The 23,187-nt window shown below is 62.1% G+C and carries 17 protein-coding genes; 7 read left to right on the top strand and 10 right to left on the bottom strand.

Annotated features, from left to right (window positions below; all coding sequences use genetic code 11):
* Positions 1-219 precede the first annotated feature (219 nt).
* Positions 220-1,599: a multicopper oxidase family protein gene (locus PSH80_RS21430; protein ID WP_057438284.1), complete on the top strand. Its 1,380-nt coding sequence runs from the start codon at positions 220-222 to the stop codon at positions 1,597-1,599.
* A complete protein-coding gene (gene tadA, locus PSH80_RS21425; protein ID WP_057958555.1) occupies positions 1,599-2,090 on the top strand; it encodes a tRNA adenosine(34) deaminase TadA in 492 nt (163 codons plus the stop codon). The genes PSH80_RS21430 and tadA overlap by 1 nt, the downstream gene beginning before the upstream one ends.
* An 85-nt stretch (positions 2,091-2,175) precedes the next feature.
* On the opposite strand, the gene cmoB is transcribed toward tadA, so the two are convergent.
* From cmoB to lon, 5 genes are all read right to left on the bottom strand, one after another.
* Positions 2,176-3,132, bottom strand: coding sequence for a tRNA 5-methoxyuridine(34)/uridine 5-oxyacetic acid(34) synthase CmoB (gene cmoB / locus PSH80_RS21420; RefSeq protein ID WP_305418231.1), 957 nt, complete (start codon positions 3,130-3,132; stop codon positions 2,176-2,178).
* On the bottom strand, positions 3,129-3,872 hold the full coding sequence (gene cmoA, locus PSH80_RS21415) for a carboxy-S-adenosyl-L-methionine synthase CmoA (protein ID WP_057438290.1): 744 nt from the start codon (positions 3,870-3,872) through the stop codon (positions 3,129-3,131). Before cmoA ends, cmoB begins: the two co-directional genes overlap by 4 nt.
* 193 nt (positions 3,873-4,065) lie before the next feature.
* A complete protein-coding gene (locus tag PSH80_RS21410) occupies positions 4,066-4,713 on the bottom strand; it encodes a lysoplasmalogenase (RefSeq protein WP_057958557.1) in 648 nt (215 codons plus the stop codon).
* 1 nt (position 4,714) lies between these two features.
* Positions 4,715-5,107 (bottom strand): protease inhibitor I42 family protein, encoded by a 393-nt coding sequence (locus PSH80_RS21405; protein WP_057438294.1) that lies wholly within the window; start codon positions 5,105-5,107, stop codon positions 4,715-4,717.
* Positions 5,108-5,297: 190 nt separating this feature from the next.
* Positions 5,298-7,718: an endopeptidase La gene (lon, locus tag PSH80_RS21400; RefSeq protein WP_057438296.1), complete on the bottom strand. Its 2,421-nt coding sequence runs from the start codon at positions 7,716-7,718 to the stop codon at positions 5,298-5,300.
* A 387-nt stretch (positions 7,719-8,105) separates the two neighbouring features.
* Between lon and PSH80_RS21395 the strand changes: the two genes are divergently transcribed.
* Positions 8,106-10,442 (top strand): bifunctional diguanylate cyclase/phosphodiesterase, encoded by a 2,337-nt coding sequence (locus PSH80_RS21395; protein ID WP_169959720.1) that lies wholly within the window; start codon positions 8,106-8,108, stop codon positions 10,440-10,442.
* Positions 10,443-10,629: 187 nt separating this feature from the next.
* Here PSH80_RS21395 and PSH80_RS21390 read toward each other — a convergent pair whose 3' ends face one another.
* The 3 genes from PSH80_RS21390 to PSH80_RS21380 form a co-directional block, all read right to left on the bottom strand.
* Positions 10,630-13,041 (bottom strand): glucose/quinate/shikimate family membrane-bound PQQ-dependent dehydrogenase, encoded by a 2,412-nt coding sequence (locus tag PSH80_RS21390; protein WP_115128926.1) that lies wholly within the window; start codon positions 13,039-13,041, stop codon positions 10,630-10,632.
* Between the two features lie 100 nt (positions 13,042-13,141).
* On the bottom strand, positions 13,142-14,479 hold the full coding sequence (locus PSH80_RS21385) for a carbohydrate porin (RefSeq protein WP_115128925.1): 1,338 nt from the start codon (positions 14,477-14,479) through the stop codon (positions 13,142-13,144).
* A gap of 575 nt (positions 14,480-15,054) precedes the next feature.
* Positions 15,055-17,073 carry a TonB-dependent receptor gene (locus PSH80_RS21380; protein ID WP_115128924.1) on the bottom strand — a complete coding sequence of 673 codons (2,019 nt, stop codon included), beginning with the start codon at positions 17,071-17,073 and terminating at the stop codon, positions 15,055-15,057.
* A gap of 177 nt (positions 17,074-17,250) precedes the next feature.
* Here PSH80_RS21380 and PSH80_RS21375 point away from each other — a divergent pair, with 177 nt between their 5' ends.
* Together PSH80_RS21375 and PSH80_RS21370 are read left to right on the top strand one after the other, a co-directional pair.
* A complete protein-coding gene (locus tag PSH80_RS21375; protein WP_057438302.1) occupies positions 17,251-17,484 on the top strand; it encodes a VF530 family DNA-binding protein in 234 nt (77 codons plus the stop codon).
* A 4-nt stretch (positions 17,485-17,488) separates the two neighbouring features.
* On the top strand, positions 17,489-18,115 hold the full coding sequence (locus PSH80_RS21370) for a Pr6Pr family membrane protein (RefSeq protein ID WP_115128923.1): 627 nt from the start codon (positions 17,489-17,491) through the stop codon (positions 18,113-18,115).
* Positions 18,116-18,221: 106 nt separating this feature from the next.
* On the opposite strand, the gene PSH80_RS21365 is transcribed toward PSH80_RS21370, so the two are convergent.
* Both PSH80_RS21365 and PSH80_RS21360 read right to left on the bottom strand, forming a co-directional pair.
* A complete protein-coding gene (locus PSH80_RS21365; protein WP_115128922.1) occupies positions 18,222-18,989 on the bottom strand; it encodes a siderophore-interacting protein in 768 nt (255 codons plus the stop codon).
* Positions 18,986-19,558: a PadR family transcriptional regulator gene (locus tag PSH80_RS21360; protein ID WP_057958564.1), complete on the bottom strand. Its 573-nt coding sequence runs from the start codon at positions 19,556-19,558 to the stop codon at positions 18,986-18,988. The genes PSH80_RS21365 and PSH80_RS21360 overlap by 4 nt, the downstream gene beginning before the upstream one ends.
* 490 nt (positions 19,559-20,048) lie before the next feature.
* Between PSH80_RS21360 and PSH80_RS21355 the strand changes: the two genes are divergently transcribed.
* Positions 20,049-20,540 carry a CS1 type fimbrial major subunit gene (locus PSH80_RS21355; RefSeq protein ID WP_170044097.1) on the top strand — a complete coding sequence of 164 codons (492 nt, stop codon included), beginning with the start codon at positions 20,049-20,051 and terminating at the stop codon, positions 20,538-20,540.
* Between the two features lie 117 nt (positions 20,541-20,657).
* Positions 20,658-23,183 (top strand): CS1-pili formation C-terminal domain-containing protein, encoded by a 2,526-nt coding sequence (locus PSH80_RS21350; protein WP_169959716.1) that lies wholly within the window; start codon positions 20,658-20,660, stop codon positions 23,181-23,183.
* Positions 23,184-23,187: the final 4 nt, after the last annotated feature.

Genomic DNA, 23,187 nt, shown 5'->3' with positions numbered 1-23,187 from the left:
CTTGTGTGGGAGCGGGCTTGCCCGCGATAAGGGCGTTTCAGTCGATACCTCTATTGACTGACACAGCGCTATCGCGGGCAAACCCGCTCCCACACAAGCTTGCTCCCACATAAGGCCTTTCCCACATGCGGCAATGCGAAGCCTTACTGTTTAGCCGGTAGGGGTGTATCGTATTTGCCCTTTGCGGGCCTTGGGCCTGCGCAGATTTGTGAGGTTGTTGTGTCCCGATCCTTTTCCCGTCGACAAATCCTTGGTGGCCTCGTCGGCCTGGCAGTCGTGGGTGTCGGTGCCGGTGGCGCCTATCGCTACTGGCTGGGGAAAGTCGCGGACGCCAGCGCCGGGCGCGATTACGAGTTGATCGCCGCACCGTTGGACGTGGAACTGGTGCCGGGACACAAGACCGAGGCTTGGGCCTTTGGCCCTTCGGCGCCGGGCACCGAGTTGCGCGTACGCCAGGGCGAATGGCTGCGGGTGCGCTTTATCAACCATCTGCCGGTTGCCACCACCATCCACTGGCACGGCATCCGCCTGCCCCTGGAAATGGACGGCGTGCCCTACGTCTCGCAACTGCCGGTATTGCCCGGTGAGTATTTCGACTACCAGTTCCGCGTGCCGGATGCCGGCAGCTACTGGTATCACCCCCATGTCAGCAGCAGCGAAGAACTGGGTCGTGGCCTGGTCGGTCCGTTGATTGTCGAGGAGCGCGAGCCCACCGGCTTCCAGCACGAACGCACCCTGAGCTTGAAAAACTGGCATATCGACGAGCAGGGTGAGTTTGTCGAGTTCAGCATCCCCCGCGAAGCAGCCCGTGGCGGTACGGCCGGGCGCCTGTCGACCATCAACGGTGTGCCGCAGGCGGTCATCGACCTGCCTGCCGGGCAAATCACCCGGGTGCGCCTGCTCAACCTCGACAACACCCTGACCTATCGCCTGAATATCCCTAACGTCGAGGCGCAGATCTACGCGCTGGACGGCAACCCCATCGAGCCACGGCCCCTGGGCAAGGAATACTGGCTGGGCCCGGGCATGCGCATCTGCCTGGCAATCAAAGCCCCGCCGGCCGGCGAAGAGCTGTCGATCCGCAATGGCCCGGTGCGCCTGGGCACCTTCCGCTCGGTGGCCAACACCGACGCGCCCGGCGAGTGGCCACCAGCGTTGCCGGCCAACCCGATTGCCGAGCCCGACCTGGCGAATGCCGAGAAACTCAACTTCAATTTCGAATGGGTCGGCTCGGTCTCGGTCGATGTCGAAAACAGACCGCCGAGCCTGTGGCAGATCAACGGCCAGGCCTGGGATATCACCGACAAGACCTGCGCCGACCGCCCGATTGCCAAGCTCGAGTTGGGCAAGAGCTATATTTTCGAACTGAAGAACATGACCCAGTACCAGCACCCGATCCACCTGCATGGCATGAGTTTCAAGGTCATCGCCTCGAACCGCCACAAAGTCACGCCGTACTTCACCGACACCTACCTGCTGGGCAAGAACGAACGCGCTCGCGTGGCGTTGGTGGCGGATAACCCTGGGGTGTGGATGTTCCACTGCCATGTGATCGACCATATGGAAACCGGCCTGATGGCCGCCATCGAGGTGGCGTGATGCGCCAGATACGCCCGACGGCGATTATCGACCGCAGCCGCGACCAGGACTTTATGCGCGAAGCCCTGGCCCTCGCCGCCCAGGGCGCGGCCCTCGGCGAAGTGCCGGTGGGTGCGGTGCTGGTGCAGGACGGCGAAATCATCGGGCGCGGCTTCAATTGCCCGATCAGCGGCAGCGACCCCAGCGCCCACGCCGAGATGGTCGCCATCCGCGCGGCGGCCCAGGCCGTCAGCAACTACCGCCTGCCGGGCAGCACCCTGTATGTGACCCTGGAACCGTGCAGCATGTGCGCCGGGCTGATCGTCCACTCGCGCATCGCGCGGGTGGTGTACGGCGCGTTGGAGCCCAAGGCGGGGATTGTGCAAAGCCAGGGGCAGTTCTTTACCCAGGGCTTTCTCAATCATCGAGTGATGTATGAAGGCGGGGTGTTGGCCGAGGAGTGCGGAGCGGTGTTGAGTGAGTTCTTCAAGGCGCGCCGGGCTAAACCCTGACCTCAATGTGAGAACCGGATCAATGTGGGAGCAGGCAAGCCAGCTCCCACATTTTTGATCTGCATTTTCTCAGGGCGATTGGGGGTTACTTCTTGGCGATAATCACCGCGCGCATCGGCGCCGGCAGCCCTTCAATCGTCTTGCTGTGATCCTCAGGGTCGAGGAAGTCACTCAGGGACTGATACTTCATCCACTCTGTCCCGCGTTGTTCCTCGACCGTGGTCACGCTCACATCCACGCAGCGTACCTCAGTGAAGCCGGCACGCCGCAGCCATAGCATCAGCGCCGGCACCGAAGGCAGGAACCACACATTACGCATCTGTGCGTAACGGTCTTCCGGCACCAGTACCTGTTGTTGATCGCCCTCGATCACCAACGTTTCCAGCACCAGCTCGCCGGCCTTGACCAGGCAATCCTTGAGCGCCAGCAAATGCTCGATTGGCGAGCGGCGGTGGTAGAACACGCCCATGGAGAACACCGTGTCAAAACCTTCCATGTTTGGCGGCAGGTCTTCGAACGGGAAGGGCAGGTGCCAGGCGTTGGGCGCCGACAGGTAGCGCTGCACCGCCTGGAACTGGCAAAAGAACAACCAGTTGGGGTCCACGCCAATCACACTGTCGGCGCCGGCGCCGAGCATGCGCCACATGTAGTAGCCGTTGCCACAGCCCACATCGAGGATGCGCTTGCCCGCAAGGTTCAGGTGCGGCGCGACCCGCGACCATTTCCAGTCCGAGCGCCATTCGGTGTCCACGTGCACCCCGAACAGGTTGAACGGGCCTTTGCGCCACGGGCTCAGGCCCATCAGCGCGGCATGCATCTGCTCACGGGTTGTGTCATCGCAATCGGTGTCGAGGGTCAGGCCGTTCAGCAGGTCGACTTCGCTTGGCAGGATCTTGGGCAGCGCATCCAGCGCACTTTGCCAGCGCGCCAGGTCGCCATGGCCCTTTTCCATTTTTGCATCGAGTTGTGCTTGCAGGCCCTGGGCCCACACGGCCAGGGGAGTGCCGACCAGATGGCGGGCGAGGGGGGACAGATCAATCATGGCAAGGCAATCAACGAGGCAAAGTTAAGACACTGGAACCACGGCACGACTTTCGAGAACCCGGCCGCCAGCAGGCGTTCGCGGTGTTCTTCGAGGCTGTCGGGCTTCATGACGTTTTCGATGGCGCTGCGCTTCTGGGCGATTTCCAGTTCGCTGTAGCCGTTGGCGCGTTTGAACGCTACGTGCAGATCGGTGAGCAATGCATGTTCTTCGGGATCATTGAAGCGCAGTTTTTCCGAGAGAATCAGCGCGCCACCGGGCAGCAGCGATTGGCGAATCCGCCCGAGCAAGGCCAGGCGCTCCTCGGGGGCGATAAATTGCAGGGTGAAATTCAGCGCCACCACCGACGCCGGCTGGAACTCTAGGGCGAGGATATCGCCTTCGATCACCTCCACCGGCAGCAGCTCCTGGAACATCGAGTCCTGGCCGTTGAGGTATTCGCGGCAGCGCTCGACCATCGCCGCCGAGTTATCCACAGCGATCACCCGGCAACCGTCGGTGCGCACGTGGCGACGCAGGGCCTGGGTCACCGCGCCCAGGGACGAACCCAGGTCGTACAGCACGCTGCCCGGCTGGGCAAACTGCGCCGCCAGCACGCCGAGGTTCTCGACAATCGTCGGGTAACCGGGCACCGAGCGCTTGATCATGTCCGGGAACACCCGCACCACGTCCTCGTTAAAGGCGAAGTCCGGCACCTGGGGCAAGGGCTGGGCGAATAGGCGATCGGGTTCTTTGCTCACGGCTGTTCCGGCGACGAAGTGGAAAAGGCCGGCATTTTAGCCAACTTGGCCGAGCGATGCGCGCCTTCTCTGATCTGTGGCGAGCGGGCTTGTTGTGGCGAGCGGGCTTGCCCGCGCTGGATTGCGCAGCAGGTCCCATCTAGGGGGCCGCTGCGCGCCCCAACGCGGGCAAGCCCGCTCGCCACAGGGGGAGTCAGGTCAGGGGCGTGCGGCGCGGCTGGGAAAAGGCCGAGGCGGTGATGCCCCACTGTCCCAACCAGTAGGTGATGATCAACAGGTACGGTGCGGCATCGAAGGTCACCACAAAGCGGTTGATGCCGATCAGCGTGTCGGAAAACACAAACAACGCCGCGCCGACGGCCGCCAGCTGCGCCGAGCGCTTGGGCACGTCGCTGCCCAGGCGCGCCAGTGCACGCCAGAGCATGGCGCTGATCACCAGCGCATACACCACCACCGGAATCAGCAAGTCGCCCAGGCCGTGGGATATCAGGATGCTCAACAGGATCGCCCCAACCCCCAGGGCCAAGGCCAGCGGCAACAGGGCCGGGCGCCGGCAGTCGCTGAAGTAGGCTTTGAGATACGCCAGGTGCGCGAACAAAAACGCGCCCAGGCCGAAGATAAACAGGTCGCCAGGCCAGGCCAGCAACACATCGCCCACCACGGAGAAAATCAACCCCAGGCTGATCCAGCGTCGATAGTCACTGGGCGGCGCATCATGCAGCCAACCCAACAGCGCCAGTACCGGTAGCGGCTTGACCAACAGGCACAGCAAGGTGGCATGCGTGCTCAGACCGTAGATAAAGGTACCCGCACCCATCAACGCAAGAATCATCCATGGCATATCAGTTCACCGTAATGGCGCAGTCAAAGGTGTCCACCGGATTCACTTCCGGGGCCCAGGGTTGTTGGGAGGTCAGGCGCAGGCGGCCAGTGCCTGCGGTAAAGGCCTGGAAGCGCCAGGTGGATTGCCCGGCGGCACCCACTACGCCGGCGTCCTCGGGGTTGCTGTAGACCTCGGGGCCGAGGCTGCGCAGCACGCCGCCGGCCGAATCCTGGATCGCCCAGCGATAACCGGTGGTGGGGTTGCTCGGCAAGGTCAGGGTCAGGTTTTGCCCGGCCTTGAGCTTGAGCGGGCAGGCGCTCTGTTTTTCGACGGTGACGTTTTGCTTCGGTGCACTGGCGCAAGCCGCGAGCAGGGCGAGGCTTAGCGGAAGAAGCAGGCGGGCAGCGGTCATGAAGGCTCCGTTTATTGGCGACGAAGGGCGAGCATAACCGAAGATGAGACAAGGTGTTACAGCAGGGTTTTGTGTTGAGGCGGCTGAAGCCATCGCGGGCAAGCCCGCTCCCACATTTTGATATGTGAACACATTCAAGTGTGGGAGCGGGCTTGCCCGTGATGAGGCCAGTGCCGACGCTACAGATCTATCAGAACAACACCTTCGCCACATCCGCAAAGCGCTTGGCAAAGTGCACCGTCATGCCTTCCTTGAGGTACTCCGGCAATTCTTCAAAGCTGCCCCGGTTGGGCTCCGGCAGGATCAGTTCATGGATCTTCTGGCGCCGCGCCGCAATCACCTTCTCGCGCACGCCACCAATCGGCAGTACGTGCCCGGTCAGGGTCAGTTCGCCGGTCATGGCCACGCCTTTTTTCGGCGGCTGGTTGCGCGCCAGCGAGAGCAGCGCACTGGCCATGGTCACCCCGGCACTCGGGCCGTCCTTGGGCGTGGCGCCTTCCGGCACGTGCAGGTGCACGAAGGCTTCGTCGAAGAACTTCGGATCACCGCCAAACGACTTCAGGTTGGAGCTGATGTAGCTATAGGCGATTTCGGCGGATTCCTTCATCACTTCACCCAACTGCCCGGTGAGCTTGAACCCACGATTGAGCGTGTGGATACGCGTCGCCTCGATCGGCAAGGTCGCGCCGCCCATGCTGGTCCAGGCCAGGCCGGTGATGACACCCGTGCCCGACAGTACCTGCTCGTTGCGGAACACCGGCATGCCCAGGGAGCTTTCCAGGTCCTTGTTGCCGATCTTGATCACCGAGTCCGGCTCATCCAGCAGCTTGACCACCGCCTTGCGCACCAGTTTGCCCAGTTGCTTCTCCAACTGGCGCACCCCGGCTTCACGGGCATAGCCGTCGATCAGCGCACGCAGGGCGCCATCGGTGATGCTCAGGCTGTTCTTGGCCACGCCGGCTTTTTCCAACTGCTTTGGCCACAGGTGACGCTTGGCAATGGCGACTTTTTCTTCGGTGATATAGCCCGACAGGCGAATCACTTCCATACGGTCCAGCAACGGGCCGGGTATCGAGTCCAGGGTGTTGGCGGTGCACACGAACAGCACTTTGGACAGGTCCAGGCGCAGGTCCAGGTAGTGATCGAGGAATTCGACGTTCTGTTCCGGGTCGAGGGTCTCCAGCAGGGCCGACGCCGGGTCGCCCTGGTAGCTCTGGCCCATCTTGTCGATCTCGTCGAGCATGATCACCGGGTTCATCACCTCCACATCCTTGAGCGCCTGCACCAGCTTGCCCGGCAGGGCGCCGATGTAGGTGCGGCGATGGCCCTTGATTTCGGCCTCGTCGCGCATGCCGCCGACGCTGAAACGGTAGAACGGCCGTCCCAGAGACTCGGCGATGGATTTGCCGACGCTGGTCTTGCCCACACCCGGCGGGCCTACCAACAGCACGATGGAACCGGCGACTTCGCCTTTATAGGCGCCGACCGCGAGGAACTCGAGGATGCGACTCTTGATGTCGTCCAGCCCCGCATGGTGTTTATCCAGGACTTTGCGTGCGTGTTTGAGGTCGAGTTTGTCCTCGCCATACACGCCCCACGGCACCGAGGTCGCCCAATCCAGGTAGTTACGCGTGACCGCGTATTCCGGCGAGCCGGTTTCGAGGATCGACAGCTTGTTCAGCTCTTCATCAATGCGTTTCTGCGCCTGGGCCGGCAGCACCTTGCCTTCCAGGCGCTGCTCGAACTGTTCGACGTCGGCGCTGCGATCGTCCTTGGTCAGCCCCAGCTCCTGCTGGATCACCTTGAGTTGTTCCTTGAGGAAAAACTCGCGCTGGTGCTCGCCGATCTTGCGGTTCACCTCGGCGGAGATTTCCTTTTGCAGGCGCGCGACTTCCACCTCTTTGCGCAGCATCGGCAACACTTTTTCCATGCGCTTGAGCATTGGCACGCAGTCCAGCACTTCCTGCAACTCGTTACCGGTGGCCGAGGTCAGCGCGGCGGCGAAGTCGGTCAGGGGCGACGGGTCGTTGGGGCTGAAGCGGTTGAGGTAGTTCTTCAGCTCTTCGCTGTACAGCGGGTTGAGCGGCAGCAGTTCCTTGATCGCATTGATCAGGGCCATGCCGTAGGCCTTGACCTCATCGGTCGGCTCGCTGGGCTGGTGCGGGTATTCGACCTCCACCAGATACGGTGGGCGGTGGTGCTTGAGCCAGGTCTTGATGCGCACGCGGGTCAGGCCCTGGGCAACGAACTGCAGCTTGCCGTTTTCGCGGCTGGCGTGATGCACCTTGACCAGGGTGCCGTACAACGGCAGGGCAGAGGTATCGAAATGCCGCGGGTCTTCGGGCGGCGTGTCCATGAAGAACAGCGCCAGGGAGTGGTGGTCGGATTTGCTCACCAGCTCCAGGGTCTCGGCCCAGGGTTCTTCATTGACGATCACCGGCAACACTTGCGCCGGGAAGAACGGCCGGTTGTGGATCGGGATGATATAGACCTTGTCCGGCAGATTTTGCCCAGGCAGGGCCAGGCCGGTGTTGGACGATGGAGTTTCAGCGTTTTCGGGGTCGGCGTAGTCGTTGAGGTCGATATCGGGGAATTCTTGCTGGTCGCTCATGGGGCACCTGCACAGTGAAGTATGGAGGTTAGATGGGGCAGGTGAGCGGTGGTTTCAATGGCCCGGCGTGGTTAGCAACAAATTGCATGACATTTTCGAAGACCCCTGTGGCACTGGCTGTTTGTGCGACACCCAGAACCCTTCAGCAAATCAGGGGCGATTTTATGCCTGCGTGCGCCGTTTAGACGGTGATCTGTCGTCAAAATAATGTCAGCAAACCTCCCGTATTTATTAGGTTTACTTCTGCTCGGCGAAGGCTAATCTGGGTTTTCCAAATGCCCGGTATGAACGGGCATTTATTTGACACCGGGCCGCCAGTCGCGAGGGATGCGTATGACAAAAGGGCGCTTGAGCTGGGGCGTGGGCACGCTGCCAGGAGGCAAGCGGATGAAATGGCGCCACGCCTTCCAGGCGCGGCTGGCCGGGGTGTTGGCGTTGCTGCTGCTGGTCGTGGTGGGCGCGGTGTATTTTGCCGTGAAAGTGGCCACTACCCGGGCCGTGGAAAATCAGGCCCTGGTGCAACTGGAGACCGGCAGCCGAGTGTTCGAGCGCCTGCTGGACCTGCGCGGGCGACGCCTGCAATACGGCCTCGACTGGCTGACGGTGGACGAACAGTTGCGCCGTGCCGTCGCTGAGGGCCAGCCGGCGGCGATCCTTGCGGCCCTGCACCGGCAGGGCAGCGGCATCCGTTCCAGCGAGGTGTTTGTGCTGGGGCTGGATGGGCAGGTCATCGTCAGCACCCTGGCTGGCGTGCCGGCGCAGCAAGTCTTTCCCTACGCCGAGGCGCTGCGTCAGGCTCGGCGCAATTCCCTGCATATGCTCGTTGTCTCCCTGGCCGGCCGGCCGTTTTTGCTGGTCCAGGAAGATGTGCTGGACCCGCTGCCCATTGCGCGGGTGGTCATGGGCTTTTCCATGGATGAGGTGTTTGCCGCCGAGTTGCGCTCCCTGAGCAATCTGGAGGTGTCGTTCATGAGCGTGGACAAGGGCCAGCCGGGCGCCTTGTTCAGCACCCAGCCCGTGACAGATCGCCCGGCCATTATCGAGGCGCTACAGGCTTCGCACCCCAGGGCGCTGGCACAAATAAGCGAGTTTCACGGCCAGCGTTTTCTCAGCCAGGTGCTGCCCCTGGCCAACACCGGCGATGGCGGGCAAGTCATGGCCTTGCTGCAAAGCCCGCTGGACCAGGCCCTGCAATCCTTTGCACCGCTGGACCGGCAATTTCTCGGCATCGCCCTCGCGGCCCTGCTGGTCTCGCTGGTGGGCGCGCTGTTGATGGCGCGCCGCGTGTCGCGCCCGCTCGATGCCCTGGTGCAGGCAGCCGAGCGCATTGGTGGCGGGGATTACCGCACGCCAGTGGCGGTGCGCGGCAAGGATGAATTCGGCCTGCTGGCCCGTGCCTTCAATGCCATGCAAAGTGGCATCGCCGTGCGCGAGCGGCAACTGGCGCACAATGCCCTGCACGATGCGCTGACCGGCCTGCCCAACCGCGCCCTGGCCATGGAGCGCCTGGGCAGTGCGATCAGTGCGCGGCGGCCGGTGGTGCTGCTGTACCTGGGGATTGAAAACTACCGGGTGATCAACGAAGGCTTTGGCCCCCAAGGGGTCGAGGAAATGTTGCGCGAAGCCAGCCGCTGCCTGCTGTCGAGCCTGGCGGCCGGGGATTCGGCGGCGCGCATTACCGGCAGCGAATTTCTGGTGCTGTTGGAAAACACCAAGCTCGACAGCGCCGTGGCCCGCGCCGACCGCCTGTACAGCCTGTTGACCGAGCCGCAGCGGGTGGGTGTCGATGAACTGCGCCACGAAGTGAGCATGGGCATTGCCGCCTACCCCGAAGATGGCCAGCAGGTCGAAGAACTGATCAGCCGCGCGGCCATTGCGCGCCACGATGCGGCCGCGCTGCCCGGCTATCTGCAGATCTATCAACAAGACCGTGACCTTGCCCATCAACGCCAGATCAGCCTGATCCGCGACCTGCGCCGCGCCGCCATCGAAGACGAATTGTTCCTGTGCTATCAACCCAAGCTCGACCTGCGCCACGGCTACGTGCGCCAGGCCGAGGCACTGTTGCGCTGGCAGCACCCGACCCTGGGCCTGGTGTCCCCCGTCGAATTCATCCCCCTGGCCGAACGCTCCGGCAGCATGGCCAGCCTGACCCATTGGGTGATCGAAGAGGCGATCCGTCAGTTGGCAGAGTGGAGCGTGCGCGGGCTGGAGGTGCAGCTGTCGCTGAACATTTCGGTGGACGACCTCGGCGACGAAGGGCTGGCGCCGCGGGTGACCGAACTGCTGGAACTGCATGGGGTGCTGGCCGGGCAGTTGATTTTCGAGATCACCGAAAGCGCGATCATGCACAACCCGGAACAGGCCTTGCGCATCCTCGAGCAACTGCGCGGCTGTGGCATCAGCCTGTCGGTGGACGACTTCGGCACGGGCTACTCGTCCCTGGCCCAGTTGCAGCGCCTGCCGGTGCAGGAGCTGAAGATCGACCAGTCCTTTGTGCGCAACCTCGACAGCACCAGCGGTGACGCGGTGATCGTGCGTTCGACCATCGAGATGAGCCACAACCTGGGGCTCAAGGTGGTGGCCGAAGGGGTGGAGTTCGAACCCAGCCTGAGGCTGCTCAAACAATGGAATTGCGACACCGCCCAGGGCTACCTGATCAGCCGGCCGTTGAATGCCATGGCCTTTGAGATGTGGATGCGCCGGGATCGCAGTACGGTGTGACGGGGCCTGCGCGGTCAAAATATGGGAGAGGGCTTGTGTGGGAGCTGGCTTGCCTGCGATAGCGGTGGGTCAGTGCAACATATGCCAACGGATCCACCGCTATCGCAGGCAAGCCAGCTCCCACATTTGAGTTGTATTTCAAATAAAAAACCCCGGAATTCCGGGGTTTTTTTGTTGCAGCTGTCGCTTAATCCGCCAGCTTGAACGCCATCACATAGTCACCCTGCTTGGTCCCCAGGGAACCATGACCGCCCGCCACGACCAGCACGTACTGCTTGCCGTCCTTGCCGGTGTAGGTCATCGGGGTGGTTTGCGCGCCTGCAGGCAGGCGGCCTTCCCACAGTTGCTTGCCGTTTTTCACGTCATAGGCACGCAGGTACTGGTCGAGGGTACCGCTGAGGAAGGACACGCCACCGGCGGTGGTGAAGGTCCCGCCCAGGCTTGGCACACCCATGCTCAGGGGGATGGGCACTGGCGAGCTGTCACGCACGGTGCCGTTCTTGTGCATCCAGATGGTCTTGTTGTTGGTCAAGTCCACGGCGGCCACATAACCCCAGGCCGGTGCCTGGCATGGCAGGCCCATTGGCGAGAGCATGGCTTCCAGGACCACGCCATAAGGCGTGCCTTTGTTCGGCTGCACACCTTCGGTCTCGCTGACACGCGGGCCCATGGCGGCGATTTTTTCTGCCGGGATCATGGTCGACTTGAACGCCATGTAGCTTGGGTTGACGAAGGCAATCTGGCGCACCGGATCAACCGAGATGCCGCCCCAGTCGAACACGCCGAAGTTGCCGGGGTAAACGATCGAACCTTGCAGCGATGGCGGGGTGAACGGGCCATCGTAGCGCAGGGATTTGAAGTCGATCCGGCATAGCATTTGGTCGAACGGGGTCACGCCCCACATGTCACGTTCCTTGAGGGGCGGTGGCATGAAGTTGAGGTCGGACTTGGGCTGGGTCGGCGAGGTGTGATCGCCTGCCACTGCGCCTTGCGGTACCGGGATTTCGTTGATCGGCACCACCGGCTCGCCCGTTGCACGGTCCAGCACGTAGATGCTGCCTTGCTTGGTCGAGGCCATCACGGCTTGCTTCACGCCGGCCGCTGTCTTGATGTCGATCAGGCTTGGCTGGCCGCCCACGTCCATGTCCCACAGGTCATGGTGGGTGAACTGGTAGTGCCAGCGCACTTTACCGGTGTCGATATCCAGGGCGGTCAGGCCGGCAGCGTGCAGCTCGGAAGCCGGGGTGCGGTAGCCACCGAACTGGTCCGGGGTCTGGTTGCCCATCGGCAGGTAGAGCATGCCGAGTTTTTCATCGACGGCGAACATCGACCACATGTTGGGCGAGTTGCGGGTGTAGGTCTTGCCTTCGGCAATCGGCGTGGTGTCGTCCGGGTTGCCGCTGTCCCAGTTCCACACCAGCTTGCCGGTGTGCACGTCGAACGCGCGGATTACGCCGCTTGGTTCGTCGGTGGAGACGTTATCGGTGACGTGACCGCCAATGACCACCAGGTTCTTGGTGATGGCGGGCGGCGAGGTGGAGTAGTAACCACCGGGGGCGAAGGTGCCGATGTTGGCGCCCAGGTCGACCTGGCCTTTGTCGCCGAAGTCTTCACACATTTTGCCGGTGTCGGCGTTTAGTGCGATCAGACGGGTGTCGGCGGTCGGCAGGAAAATGCGGCGCGGGCAGGCATTGGCGGCTGGCATGGCGGCGCCGGTGGCCGGGCTTTGCTCGGTGGCGGCGTAGGCCGCGTCATCGTGATACGACACGCCACGGCAGGTCATATGCGCCCAACCCTTGAAGTTCTCGGCTTTCTGCGTCGAGAGCTTAGGGTCGAAACGCCAGATTTCCTTGCCGGTGTCCGGATCAAGGGCAATCACCTGGCTGTGCGGTGTGCACACGTAGAGCATGCCGTTGACTTTCAGCGGGGTGTTTTCCGCGGTGGTTTCACCGGGGTCGCCCGGGCCAGGCAGGTCGCCGGTGCGATAAGTCCAGGCCGGTACCAGCTTGTGGGCGTTTTCCGGGGTGATCTGCGCCAGCGGCGAGTAACGATCACCGAAACCCGAACGGCCATAGGAATTCCAGTCGCCATCGGCCTGGGCCGGCGCGGCGTTGGTCATGCCCGGTACCGCGTCGCGGTCCAGTTGGCCCTTGATTTCACCGGGGTTGGTGAACTGGCTGGCCACGGCGGTTGCGCCGGCCAGCACCACGGCTACGCTCAGCGCGCCGGTGCCCAGCGGGGCGGGTTGGCCGCGCAGCAGGGGACGGCGGAACCACGGCAGCAGCATGACGATGCCCAGGCCGAACAACAGGGCCAGGCGCGGCACCAGTTGCCACCAGTCCAGGCCGACTTCCCACAGAGCCCACACTGTACTGGCGAACAGCACCACAGCGTACAGGCCCAGCGCCGCGCGGCGCGTAGCCAGCAGCAGGACGCCGGTCAGAGTGATGCCGATACCGGCCAGCAGGTAGTACAGCGACCCGCCGAGCATGCTCAGCTTGATGCCCCCGGCCAACAAGGCCAGGCCCATGATCAGCAGCAAGATCCCCAGCAGCCTGGGCAGCAGGCGGCTTGGGCTTGAAGCACCATCAGTGCTCATAGTGTGATTCTCCGTGACGTTTAAAGTAGTCCCGCGCTTGTTCACTGTAGATGACGTTTGTGCGCGGGCTTGGTTCAGGTCTCATTGCGTTTATTGCGATTCAGAAGGACGCTTGCAGCTTGATCCCGCCGACCAGCGCGTCATCCACCTGGGCAACGGCCCCCGGATGCCGGATGTATTGCAGGTTCGGGCGCACCGTCAGCCAGTTGCTGACATGCACGCCGTAATAGAGCTCGGCGCTGTATTCGGTGTCTTGCACCGGCAGGTAGGCGGCGTCGTCGAAGTCGTAGACCGCACGGGCCTGGTTGCTGGCCTGGGCGTTCTTGCGATAGGCCGGGTTGACGTGCACGCGGGCCACGGCAAAGCCGATATCGTCCTGGGCGCGGGCATCGAACGGGCCTTTGTAGACCACCCCGGCCTGCACATAGTTATCCACAGCGTTGGTCTTCTTATCGTGCATCGTCGCGTTGGCGAACACGCTCAAGCCACGGCTGTTGTCGCTGGCGAGGCGGGTGACCTGCTGCTGCACGCCCAGCCACACACCGTGCTTGCTGGAGGCACTGCGATAGGCCTCGCCACTGACGGCGGCGGGCTGGTCGTAGCGGTCCTTGTAGACATCGCTGGCCTTGGCGCTGCTGTAGTAGTAACCGGCGCGGTATTCGCCCGGCAGGCCATGGAACGTTGGCGTCCACACCAGCTCCACCGGCAGCAGGGCGCCCTGGGTGCCGCTGCCACTGAGCTTGAAGCCATTGCCGCGATCGAGGTTGGACGGGTTCTGTTCATAGGCGCCGACCTGCGCGTACAACTCGGGCGTCAGGTGGTATTTGACCCGCAGCGCCCATTGGCTCACGGGCCAGTTGTACCAGATGCCACCGACCCAGTTGCCCACCTGGGAGCCGCAGAACGCCAGGTTCTGGAAGTCACAGGGGAAGCTGTTGAAGTCTTCGCCTTCGCCAAAACGCCCAGCTTTGATATCCAGTTTTTGGTCGAAGAATTTCTGCTGGTACCACATCTGCGTCAGGCGCCAGGTCTGGCCACGGCCCCAGACTTCCTGGGACGAGGTAAAACCGCCGACCCGTGGGTCATTGATGCGGTCATTGCTGATGTTATTGCCACTGCGCTCGGTGATCGTCAGTTGGAACTCGGCATCGTGCCAGCCGAGGATCTTCTGCAGGTCCAGGTGGCTGCCGAAGGCCCATTGGTCGCTGTAGCGGGCGGTGCGGTCGTGGTCCGAGCCGCCATGCAGGTTGCTGCCCATCTCGCCGGTGTAGTCGATCTTGAAGTCGTAGCCTTGTTGAGACAGCGCTGTCCTGGAACCGCCGAAATCACCCAGCATCCACGGTGACTCGCGGTCAAAGGCAGGGGCGGCCTGGGCACAGGTGATCAGGCACAAAGGCAGCAGCGCAGCGCACAGGCGCAGTGTTGGGAAAGCAGGCATAGGCAAGGGCAGGTCTTAATAGTTTTTGGTTTTAGTACGCAAACGGCGACCGGCGGGGCGGGCGCGCATCAGGGTTTTGGGTGGCAGATGAAACGTTTCAGGTTGTTGCCGACAAGGATAAAGCGCCGGCACGGGGAGAGAAAGGGCTAATCGCAAGATGGATTATTTCGGATTTGGTAACAGTCGGCGCAGAGACCGCAAAGCAGTGAGGGAGCTGGCTTGCCCGCTCCCACAGGGGATCTCGTTTACAGCACGGGTTTGGCTAGACAACACAATTTAATGTGGGAGCTGGCTTGCCTGCGATAGCGTTGGGTCAGCACCGGAAAGGCTGGCTGACCCACCGCCATCGCGGGCAAGCCCGCTCCCACAGGGGGGGCTCGTTTGCAGTACGGGTTTGGCTAGACAACACAACTTGATGTGGGAGCTGGCTTGCCTGCGATAGCGTTGGGTCAGCACCGGATAGGCTGGCTGACCCACCGCTATCGCGGGCAAGCCCGCTCCCACAAGGGGGCTTGTCTGCAGCACGAGTTTGGCTAGACAACACATAGCTCCCACAGGTTGAACATCCCTGTCTGTCAGAAGGTCGTGCGCAGGCCTACCTGCACGCTGCGCCCCGGTGCCGGTGCGATATCGCGCAGGATCGAGCTGGCGTAGCGCACGGTCTGGTTGGTCAGGTTCTCGCCGTCAACAAATGCCAGCCACTGGCTGCCACCCAGGTTGAAGCGATAGCCGGCACTGGCGCCCAATGTGGTGTAGCCGTCGGTGCCGCTTTCGTTGTTCGGCACCCGACCCTGGCCAGCAGCATGCTCGATATCAATGCGCGCCTGCCAGCGATCCAGTTCCCACAGCAGGCCACTGTTCAGGCGCAGCGGCGCAATACGGGGCAGGGCTTCGCCGGTCTCCAGGTTGGTGGCGCGGGTGTAGTCGCCCGACAGTTCCAGGGCAAATTTGCCGTAGGCGCTTTCGCCAAGTTTCCAGTGATCCTGGGCTTCGAAGCCAACGAAACGTGCGCGTACGCCGGAGTAGGTGTATTCCGGGATGCCGTCGGCGTCTTCTTCGCCTTCGTCATTCAAGGTGCGACCGCTGTTCAGCAGGCCGATGTAGTTGGAGAAGTGGCTGTAGAACACGCCAAAACTGCCCTTGTGCGTGCCATTGTCAAAGCGCAGGGCCAGGTCGCTGGCCACGGCTTTTTCCTTGGACAGCTTGGCGTCGCCCACTTCATAGGTGCCGGTGGCGACGTGGGCGCCGTTGGCGTACAGCTCGTAGAAGGTCGGCGCGCGCTCGGTGTAGCCCAGGGTCGCGGCCAGCGACCAGATGGGCGTGAGGGTATACACCGCGCCCGATGACAGGCTGCCAGCGGTGAAGCTGCTGGAGGTGTTGGCATTGGCAAAGCGCTCGTTGCCCTTGCCGTCCGGGTCGACAGTGGTGTGTTCCAGGCGCCCACCCAGGCTCAGTTTCAGGCGCTCGGTGGCCTGCATTTCTTCGAGGATAAACAGCGCGCCGGCATTGGTCTCGGTCTGCGGTACGAAGGCTTCCTCGCCCAGGGCGGAAAATTCGCTACGGCTGACCTGGGCACCGACGATGCCGTCGAAAGGCCCCATCGGCTGGTGCCGTGCTTCGATGCGCGCCTCATAGCCCTTGTTCTTAAAGGTGGTACCGGTTTCGCTGCCTTCGATTTCCCGGTGTTCGTAATCGGTGTAGCCAGCGTCGAGTTTGACCGAGGTAAACGGCCCTTGCAGGTTGCGGATTTCGGACGCAAAGGCGTAATGCTCTTGTTGCATACGGATGCGCACATCCTGTTCGGCGGGCGAGCCGTAGTTGCTGTCGGAGTTGCTGTAGGACAGCCCGGCGTAACCGTTGTCCCAAGTGTAGGAACCGCCCACCGCACCGCTGTCCTGACGCCCATCGCTGTTGCCCAGGCGGCCGTTTTTGCCGGGGCCGTTTTCACTTTGCGGGGCATGGCGGCTGCGGGCGTAACCGGGGATTTTCAGGTCGTTGAATTGCCGTGCGCTGGCATCCAGGTGCAGGGCGAAGCGGCCGTTGCCGGCTTCCAGCTTACCGGCGCTGCTGCGGGTGGTGTCGGCGCCGCCGTAGCGCAACTCGCCCGCGCCATGGATGCCTTCGATGGCTTCGGTGGGGATGCGGTTGTCGAAGGTATTGACCACGCCGCCGATGGCGCTGCCGCCGTAGAGCAGGGCCGCCGGGCCACGGACGATCTCAATGCGCTCGACATTGACCGGGTCCAGCGGCACCGCATGGTCATAAGACAACGACGAGGCATCCAGCGCGCCGACGCCGTTGCGCAGGATGCGGATGCGGTCGCCATCCTGGCCACGGATGATCGGGCGGCTGGCGCCAGGGCCGAAGTACGACGACGACACCCCCGGCTGCTTGTTCAGGGTTTCGCCAAGGCTGCCTTTTTGTTGCAGGGTCAGGTCATCGCCTTCCAGCACCGTGGTGGGCGAGGCCAGTTGTTGGCTGCCCAGCGGGTTGCCGGTGATGATTTGGGGTTGCAGTTCCAGGGCGTGGGCCTGGGTGCCGATCAGCAGGGCGGCGGCCAGCGGCGTCAGGCGCCAGAGAGGGGAGAGGGACATCGGGGGTTCCTTGGCAAAGCAGAGAAGGTTTGATATGAATGGTTACAATATAACATCTCTTTTTCGTCCGGGAAGCGGAACTTTTTCAACGGCTATAGTGAACACGGTGCTTCCGCCTGCCTGGCCTCTCGGCTAAGGTGCGCGGCTTCCTCTTTATTTACTTGGCAAAGGCCCGGCATGACCGCATCGAATAACAACCCCCTGCACGGCGTTACCCTGGAACAGGTGCTCACTGCACTGGTGGCGCATTACGAATGGGAAGGCCTGGCCGAGCGCATTGATATCCGCTGCTTCAAGAACGACCCGAGCATCAAGTCCAGCCTCACCTTTTTGCGCAAGACCCCGTGGGCGCGGGAGAAAGTCGAAGGCCTGTACGTCAAGCTGATGCGCACCAAACGCCCGCTGGACTGATCCCATGAAGCGCTTTATCGCGTCAGCGGCGCTGGCCGGCTGGGCGGGCCTGGCGATCCAGCAGTACCTGGTCCTCTACTCACGCTGGATGGCCGATGCCAGCCTGTTGGGTGGGTTGGTGAGTTTCTTCAGCTTCTTCACGGTGCTGACCAATACCCTGGCGGCGGTGGTGCTCAGTTACGCACTGGTGAATCGCCCTTCAGCCGGGCGCCGCTTTTTCCTGCAGCCTGCGGTCAGCAGCGGGATAGCGGTGAGTATCGTCGTGGTGGGGCTGGCGTATAGCCTGCTGCTGCGGCATTTGTGGAGCCCCGAGGGCTGGCAGTTTATCGCCGACGAGTTGCTCCACGATGTGATGCCGCTGCTGTTCCTGGGGTATTGGTGGCGGTGTGTGCCCAAGGGGACGTTGCGCCTCAGGCACATCGGCTATTGGGCGATCTACCCGCTGCTGTATTTCGTGTACGTGCTGCTGCGCGGGCATATGCTGGGGCAGTATCAGTACCCGTTTATTGATGTCGACACCTTGGGATATCCACAGGTGTTTATGAATGCGGGGGGGATATTGCTGGGGTTTGTGGCGGTGGCGTTGGCGATAGTGGGGCTGGACAAGATCCCCAAGGTAACGAAGGACTAATGTGGGAGCGGGCTTGCCCGCGATTGCAGTGGGTCAGTAGCAAATGTGCCGACTGATACAGCGCAATCGCGGGCAAGCCCGCTCCCACATTTTGACCGAGTGAGTCCTATTCTTCGTCGCTGCCCTGGGCTCGCCAGTAGCCCACGGCCTTGACGAATTCGTCGTTGAGCTGGTGCTTATCCAGCAGCACCCGCCGAACCTGGCGTGACAGCTTGGTCTCGGTAGCCACCCAGGCATACAGCGCCCCGGCCGGTGGCTGCAGGTGCTCCACCGTGGCCAGCAGGTCATCGACCCCGCGCATCACCCAGATCACTTCCACATCCGCCGCACTGTCGAGCGCCTGCTTTTCGTGCTCATCGGCAATTTCAATCACTGCCAGCACCTTGCGCCCCGCCGGCAGTTCTTCCAGGCGCCGGGCAATGGCCGGGATTGCGGTTTCGTCGCCGATCAGCAGGTAGCTGTCGAAGATATCCGGCACGATCATCGAGCCCCGTGGCCCGCCGATGTACAGGTGTTGGCCGACGGCAGCCTGCTCGGCCCAGGTCGACGCCGGGCCGTCGCCATGCAGCACAAAGTCGATATCCAACTCCCCGAGGGCCAGGTCGAAACGCCGTGGCGTGTAGTCGCGCATCGCCGGTTGTGGGCCCTCGCCCTTGATGGTGAAGGTCGGGCTTTGCAGTGCGGCCAGTTCTGCGGCGTTCTGCGGGAACAGCAGCTTGATATGGTCATCGCTGCCCAGGCTGATAAACCCGGCCAGTTGCTCGCCACCCAGGGTGATGCGGCGCATCCGCGGGGTGATATCGACCACCCGCAATACCTGCAGGCAGCGGCGTTTGATCTCGTGGGTGACGCGGTGGATGACGGGCTTGTTCATTCACTTTTCCCCTGTACAGGTTGGACGGCCGGGCCATCCACAATGGCTTGGGCGGTGCTGTTGAGCAGCCCCGCAACACGCGTGATTTCTTCCGGGCTCCAGCGCCCGTGGTGCAGTTGCAAGGCATGGCGCAGGTTGTGCACCGCCTCGTGGATCTCGGGTGGCCGGTCGTGGCCGCGCAGCGAACGCTTGCTCACGTCGATGCGCATGCGCACACCGTCCAGGGCAATTTTCTGCTCACTCAAGAAGAGACGTCCGGCGTCGGTGATTGTGTAGCGTTTTTTCCCGCCCTCGGCGTCGCCACTGATCAACTCGCTTTCTTCGAGGAAGGTCAGGGTGGGGTAGATCACCCCGGGGCTGGGGCTATAGGCGCCGTCGAACAACCCTTCGATCTGGCGGATCAGGTCGTAGCCATGGCACGGCTGTTCGGCGATCAGCGCCGGCAGGAGGATTTTCAGATCGCCCGGGGCAAAGACTCGGGGCCCCCGGCCACCGCGCTCGCGGCCTGGGCGTTTCTCGAAGCCGTCGCGGCCGTCACCGGGTTCACGGTGGGAATGATGGTCTCTCATTGTCATGCTCTCTGTGGGTGTCTAAGACATAACGTAAGATATATCTTATGGATCGAGCAATGCCTTCTGACGAACGGTAGGGCGCCAACCCCGGGTGCTATCACCGGCACCACAGGCTGATTTATAAATGGTCGGTTTAAATAGAGTTGTGGAGTTTTTGCTCTAAAGTAAGTTCTGCTTAGCTATACCTATTCGTGTACTCCATTTCTTACGGAACGATGTCTTATATAGGTAAGCCGAACTAATGTTGCCTGTATTACCGGGATGACAGGTAATACGTGACTTATTGAGTTTTCAGGATTTTTTCTGCCTGCATAGAGGGTTTGATAACTACGCGCTACACGGAAATGGCTGGCTTACCTGAAGTTGGAATCGGCAGATAATTTACTTGCGTCTTAGGACTCAACTTGGAGTTGGGCTTGTGGCGCGTCATGAAGTTTCGATCGAGTCGAATCTTTAACTTACTTAAAGTGACAACAGGTATTTAACGATGCTGAAAAAAACTGCTTTCGTCCTGCCATTGGTCTTGTTGGCTATCGGCTCTTCCAGCGTATTTGCTGCCGGTGAAGCCACCAGCGTCATCAACATCAAGGCAACCATTCCTACCAAACAGTTCCACGCCCAGCCGGTGGATCCGGATTTCGGTAAGGATGAAACCATGTCCTACAACACCGTCACTGGCCAATTGAGCCAGATCCGTGCCACCTACGCGGTAAAAAATACTGACGGTTCGATCAAGGCCTACATCGAAGGCGGCCCGGCATCCCTGAGCAACGGCACGTCCTCCATCCCCCTGACCACTTCCTTCAACGGCGTGACCCTGACCGGTTCGCCACTGGAAGTCGTGGATGACGCCAGCTCCACCCCGGGCACCCAGGCCGATATGGTGGTTGTGGCCGCCAAGCCAGCCGACACCGACGCAGGCCTGTTCACCACCAACTACACCGTGGTGTTCGATCACGAGCCACGCGTTGCGCCGTAAAGGCGACCTGTTGATCAGTAAGCATCGGCTTATTGCTTAGCCCTACCGATCGACAGGCAGTCGCTGTCGGTTGATCGGTATTCAAGTATTCCCTGTGCGTAATCAGAGTATCCGTTCATGTTCCCGATGATTTTCATCGCGGCAGCGCTCGCCTTGTTGTTTTGTACGGGGGCGTTTGCAGCTGACGCGGCAACTGGCACAACCCCAAGAAGTTTGCTGTCCCAGGCCAAGGGTTTACCGGCTGACTTCGAGGAGCATTTTTTTGATGTGCCGTTGGCGGTACGGGTCGAACTGGATGAGGAGTTCGTCTCTGAGGCGATGATTGTCCTCACCCGCGACGACCGCCTGACCCTGCTGGATTTCACTGACCATGAAGGCAGTGTGATCAAGGATATCGAGCGCGACCGCTGGGGTGACTACCTCAAGCAGGGTGTGCCGTTGGGGGCCTGCGAAAGTAGCTGCCCGGATCAGTTGCTGGCGGTGCACTACAACCTGGAAAAGTCCCTGCTCACATTGCTCACCGAGAATGCCGAGCGTGAAGGGCAAGAATCGAAGTACTACTCCCTGCCCACGGGCGGCAGCACGGGCCTGATCGTGCGTAACCAGCTGAATATCAGTGGCGGCCAGGGCCAGGACCTGGGCGGACGCCTGGGGCTGGATGCCAGCGGCAGTCTGGGCAATTGGAACCAGGTGCTGAACATGCAGTTCTCGCGCTTGGGCGGCCCGGATGACGATGCCCTCAACCACGCCGTGTACTCGTTGTACTCCCAGCGTGAACTGCACGGTGAGTTCCTGCGCCTGGGTTACTTCACGCCTAACGCCGAAGGCCTGACCCGGCAACTGCGTACGTTCGGCGCGAGCCCCGACACCGCCGTGGGCGTGATGTACGGCAGCTCCGACAGCCTGATGATCAGCAATCCCAAGCCGAGCATCTACCCCATTTACGTCACGGCCAATCGCCAGGCCTCGGTCGAGATTTACCGCAACGGGCTGTTGATCAACACCCAGGCCGTTACCACGGGCTTGCAGAGCCTGGACACACGGCCCTTGCCCGGCGGCATCTACGAGGTGGAAGTGCGCCTGGTGGAAGACGGGCAGATCACCAGCACCACCCAGGAGTTGGTGTACAAGCCCAATAACTGGCGCAACCTCGACAACCGCTGGCGCTACAACGTCTTTGCCGGGCAAGAAAGCAAACTGCTCAGCAACTGGGACGAGCAACCCAGTGGCGACCTGACCGCCGGTGCCTCCCTCAACTATCTGGCTCACCCTCGAGTGGTACTGGGGTTGTCCGGGCGCCAGGTCAAGGACAACATGCAGTACGGCACGTCCGTCGACTGGTCCCTGGCCAATAACGCCAGTCTCTACGCCAACATCTACCAGACCGATAGTTACGGCACCGGCGTCGACTTCAACAGCCTCTACAACTACGGGCTGGGCAGTGTGGTGCTCAACCACACCCGCAGTTGGCTGGATAACCGCAACACCTACGAAACCCTGCCCGACGGCACCCGCATTCGCCAGCGCGATATCTTTGTCGGCCAGACCAGCCAGTCGTCGCTGTCAGTGAACCATCGCCTGAGTAACCTGCGTTCCATCAACGCCCGGTTGGCTTATAGCGAAGGCAACGTTCAAGGTCTGGGGCTGGACCTGGGCTGGACCGAACGGGCTCACCTGTTTGGCAATGACGCCAACTGGCGACTGTCGTTGTTCGACCGTCCTGCCAGCTCCAGCACCGGCGACAAGCGCAATCGCGGGGTCGACCTGAGCGTCAGCCTGGCCCTTGGCAGCCCGGGCGAACAATGGTCGGCCAGCATCGGTACACGCACCTCCCGTGACGGTGGCCGCGACAACAACGGCTCGCTGAGCTATCGCCGCGACCTGCAGGATCATGTTCTGCAAAGTGTTTCGGCCACCGCCCTGGTTGACACCTACGGCGTCGGGCTGTCCGGCATGGCCAGCTTCCAGACCGATGCGGTCAATGGCGACGGTTTTGTGCAGCGCTCATCGTTCAATAACGACCTGACCGGTGGCCTCAACCTGGACAGCACCTTTGCCGTCGGCGGGCAGCGGATGGTGCTCACCAGCCAGTATGCCGGCAGCGGTTCGGGGATGATTGTCGACGTTGAAAGCGATGTGGACGACATCGTCCTGCGGGCCGATGACTTGAGTGGCGGCAGCACCATCTTGCGACCTGGGCGCAACTTCATCCCAATCGCCGCCTACAAGGGCAGTTCGGTCAGCTTCGACTTCGACGGTAACCACGCACCTGCGGCCAATATCCAGCCACCGCGCACGGCGTACCACCTGAACAAGGGCGGCGTGGACTATCGCAAGATCAGCGTGATGCGCACCGTCACCGTGCTCGGGCGCCTGGTGGACCCCCAGGGCAAACCGCTCAAGGGCCACCACATTCTCAACCACGCCAGCCGTGGGGTGAGCGAGGTCGATGGGTTTTTCTCCCTGGAAATGAACGCCAGCTCGCCGACCCTCGAGGTGCGGCGTAACAACCAGCTGCTGTGCCAGTTCCGCCTGGATACCGCCAATGCGCACAGTGAAAACGACGTGCTGATGATTGGGGATTTGCGCTGCACGCCGGACACCCTGGCCGACTCCACCTTTACCCAGCAGACCGCAGGTTGAGTGG

The organism is Pseudomonas sp. FP818 (assembly GCF_030687335.1).
Taxonomy (GTDB): domain Bacteria; phylum Pseudomonadota; class Gammaproteobacteria; order Pseudomonadales; family Pseudomonadaceae; genus Aquipseudomonas; species Aquipseudomonas shahriarae.
Note: the sequence above shows the minus strand (reverse complement) of the source record. Positions and strands in the feature narration are given on the sequence as shown.